Here is a 3,023-nt window from a genome sequence, read left to right on the forward strand (position 1 = left end):
GAATCATGCTCAGTAATACAACCATTAACAGCTACTTGCTGACAAATAGTGGAGCCATGGCTGAAAACAAATGGGTTCTCATTGATAAACATTGGTACTTCGCTAATTCTTCTGGAAAAATTTCTCAGAATAAATGGGAGAAAATTAATGGAGTTTGGTACTATTTTGACAAAATAGGTATTATGTCTAGTAACCAATGGCAAGGTAATTATTATTTAAAATCAAGTGGAGCCATGGCTGATAATGAATGGATATTTGATAAAAACTATAACAGCTGGTTCTTTTTGAAGCGTGGTGGAATGTATGCATCAAAAGAATGGATTGGAGCTTACTATCTCAAAGCTGGTGGTTATATGGCTAAAAAAGAGTGGATTTACGACGACACTTATAAGGCTCACTACTACTTAGATGATAATGGACATTATGTTTCCGGAACTTACAAAATTGACGGTAAAGACCATCTATTCCACAAAAATGGTCAATGGATTTCTGAGGTCTCAAAAGAAGTTGGTTTTGTAAAAGGCCAATACAGTAAAACCATCTTTTTAGATCCAGGACATGGTGGAAGAGACTCAGGTGCATACTATTACAATGTTGCTGAAAAAGACCTCAACATGCAGGTGTATCGTAAATTACGCAAAAAGTTAGAAGAACTTGGCTACAAAGTTCTTACTTCACGTGATAGTGATATTGATGTAGATTTTGTTACAGAACGTTCTCGTATGGTTAACAAGACTAACTCTGATATCTTTATTAGTATTCATTTCAATGCGACTGGTAGCCCGTACTCTAGAGCTAGCGGTATTCAAACCTATTCCTATAGTGATGATCCTGATTATCCAAGTAAAATCAACCCATACTGGCATAACCATCCTGACCGTATGAGTGAGAGCAAGCGTCTTGCAGCCGCTATCCACTCTTCATTGTTAGCTGAGACTGGTGCTAAAGATGCTGGTTTATTGGAAAGAAGCTTTGCCGTTCTTCGAGAAACTGCTAAACCAGCCGTCCTCCTAGAGCTTGGTTATATAGATAATTTCGCTGAAAATCAACAGATTCGAGATAGCCACTATCAAGATAAGCTTGTAGCAGGTATCGTGAAAGGAATTCAAAAATATTACGCTGGTAAGTAAAAAAGGGTCTCGAGAAACCTCGAGGCCTTTTCTATTTGTCTTCTTTTGTATCTTTATCAGGAAAGAGGTATCCAATACCAATGCAAGCTAGTACGCCCGCTCCAATTACCAAGCCACTTGAAATTGGCAAAAGGTCTAAAATTGCATTTGCAATGATAAAAGCAATAATTAAACACATCAGACTAGCCTTGTAGTCTTTTTTCAAAAAATTCTCTAGAGTGAAAAAGAGGAACAGTCCTACCGGAATCAGTGACCATAGGTTGACATCCAAACTTGGCCATCCAACAGAACCAAAATACAAAACCAAAGCTGAAACTAGCAAGAATCCAATACCTAATAATTTTTTCATTTTTATCTCCAATTGCTTTTTTATGAACTTGAGTTATCTGATAGTGACGCCTCACGTCCCTTACAAAAATCATTATAGCAGAGGTCAGTTTCAAGAACAAGTTCTTTTGCCTATCTGGTCTCTATATCAGTCTAAGTGGTTGAAGTGTTAAGATAAAAGAAAAGAAGCCCTAATGAGCTTCTTCATTCTAGCGATTGCAACAGTATTTCTGAACTAAAACAATCGAAAGTTAGATTCTAAACGAGTTTTCTCTAGTTATTATTTTTCTTTTCCTTAGATTCTAGAGAAGTTTTGATTGCTTCGCGTTCAGCCTGTAGTTGAGCTAAATTCTTCTCCTCTTCCTCAAGTTTACTAGTATCTGGTTTTACACGATAATAAACATCTTCTGGTCTCGACAACATCGCTTCATACTGCTGTCCTGCAAACAGTCTCTCCTCGTCATGATTGCTTTTATCTGTCAGTTTTCCATCATCACCAGGTTGCATGACAACTCCACTTGGTACGGCAACTACCACAAATCCTCCTGCGACAGAACCTTTAGTGTGTGCACTTAGACTTTCAACTTCTTTAAAGTTGGAATCTGAACTTCGATTTTTCAGATGAGAGTAACTATTGTCCAATTCAACAGTATATTCAAATTTTTGACCATCTCTAAAGCTAGTTATATAAATTTCACCAGACTCATTAATGACATATTCATTGCCCGACGGTGTACGCCATGTGCCTTTCAAACTAGATAAATCATTATTTCTTAATGCTTCAATATCCAGTTTCGGAACTGCAGTTTCTTCTTTTAGCTTGTCAACTACCTTCTCTGACTCAGAGACCTTGCTATCTAAACTGGTTAGCTGTTCCTTGAGTTTTTGAATCTCCTCTTCTTTCTTCTTCTCATTCTCAGACGCTTTCGAAGTATCTATCGCTTCTTTACTTGTGTTCTCTTTTTTAGCAACTGAAGAAATGGCTTCATTTGACTCTTTCTTTGCGTTAGGTGAGAATAATAAGAGGCTTGCTAGGATTGCAACAACCAAGAGACTAATGGCAATGCCAATATAGACTTTTATTTTAAAAAACTTACCTCTAATCTTAGATGGAGAAGAGCCTCTCACTCCCTTCGAGACAGTTGTCTTAGGATCATTTGTCTCTTCATAATTTTTCTTAGTCATAGTATTTCTCCCATTTTTCACTATATTTTACCTATATCTTAAGCAAATTCACAAGATTTGTCAGTATCCATGAATGGATGGATTTTCAAAAGAAAACCAATCAACTAATCCTTAAATATTGGCATCAATAGAATCATCCATTAAACTCTATATCGAATTTATTAATATAAATTATACCATAATTTTTAAGAATTTTATATATTTTTATAGTCTAACTATGATAATCAAAGGTAGCTATTCTTTCGTATTATTCACTTATATTTATAAAAATTATAATAGGCGTATTTACTTATCATATTGCATATAGACTATACTTAAAATAAATAACCAAAAAGTGATTAAATCAAGATATTATTTCACGCTTGTTAGGATTCAATTTGA

3 protein-coding genes are annotated in these 3,023 nt (G+C 35.4%); 1 reads left to right on the forward strand and 2 read right to left on the reverse strand.

From position 1 onward, the window contains the following. Positions 1 to 1,130, forward strand: a 1,130-nt coding sequence (locus PAN06_RS13615; protein WP_269796593.1) for an N-acetylmuramoyl-L-alanine amidase, incomplete at its 5' end; no start/stop codon positions are given. A 31-nt stretch (positions 1,131 to 1,161) separates the two neighbouring features. On the opposite strand, the gene PAN06_RS13620 is transcribed toward PAN06_RS13615, so the two are convergent. Then, a complete protein-coding gene (locus PAN06_RS13620; protein WP_004269832.1) occupies positions 1,162 to 1,479 on the reverse strand; it encodes a hypothetical protein in 318 nt (105 codons plus the stop codon). A 251-nt stretch (positions 1,480 to 1,730) separates the two neighbouring features. After that, positions 1,731 to 2,642, reverse strand: a complete 912-nt coding sequence (locus tag PAN06_RS13625) for a DUF6287 domain-containing protein (protein WP_261027379.1) — start codon at positions 2,640 to 2,642, stop codon at positions 1,731 to 1,733. Between the last annotated feature and the right edge of the window lie 381 nt (positions 2,643 to 3,023).

This window comes from Streptococcus sp. SM3, from assembly GCF_027497875.1.

What these genes read in the sequence shown, in the direction of transcription:
- PAN06_RS13620 (WP_004269832.1), bottom strand. Translation starts at nt 1,479, where the DNA reads ATGAAAAAATTATTAGGTATTGGATTCTTGCTAGTTTCAGCTTTGGTT.
- PAN06_RS13625 (WP_261027379.1), bottom strand. Translation starts at nt 2,642, where the DNA reads ATGACTAAGAAAAATTATGAAGAGACAAATGATCCTAAGACAACTGTC.